The following is a 606-nucleotide window of genomic DNA, read 5'->3' on the forward strand; positions in this document are numbered from 1 at the left end:
CTAAGTGCGTATTCGACCATAAAGAGTGCGAGGAGGGCATAAACGCTGCTGAGGCATACCGCAAAGAATGGAATGATAAACTAGGCTGTTATCGTGATAGACCACTGCATGACTGGGCATCACACGGAGCTGACTCGCTACGCTATCTTGCTATTGTCGAAACCAAGAGAAAGCACGTATCTAAAATCGATATAAGATTTGGCGCATAACATATATATAAGCATTGTGCTAACATAACGAAAACACAAATGGGCTAGATGAATGGCTAACGTAAAATTTATAAACACAGAATATGTGGCAAAGGCCGATAACTGGAACAAAACCAGATTGGCTTGTAGTGCTAACGGCATCAAAGACGCTGGCGTCACATTCCTACCGATGGCTCTAGATAAAGATGCTGACAAGTATAAGTCATACAAGCAACGCGCATTATTCCTTGGTGTTACTGGTCGGACTAGAGCGGCATTAGTTGGGGCGGCATTTCGTATCGATCCGACATTCTCAGAAGACTTGCCTACTCAAATGGAATTTGTTACTAATGATTTTGACGGCTCAGGCGTGTCGATTGACCAAGTAGCCAAGCGCATGGTTAGTGAGATTCAGACA

General features: G+C 43.9%; 2 protein-coding genes. Both read left to right on the forward strand.

From position 1 onward, the window contains the following. Window positions 1–209 (forward strand): hypothetical protein (locus tag V7783_RS21090; RefSeq protein WP_442961405.1); only part of this gene is annotated, 209 nt, incomplete at its 5' end. 118 nt (window positions 210–327) lie between these two features. Further along, window positions 328–606: hypothetical protein (locus V7783_RS21095; protein WP_335680394.1), on the forward strand; the 279-nt coding region annotated here is incomplete at its 3' end.

It is taken from the genome of Pseudoalteromonas sp., assembly GCF_036960685.1.
Taxonomy (GTDB): domain Bacteria; phylum Pseudomonadota; class Gammaproteobacteria; order Enterobacterales; family Alteromonadaceae; genus Pseudoalteromonas.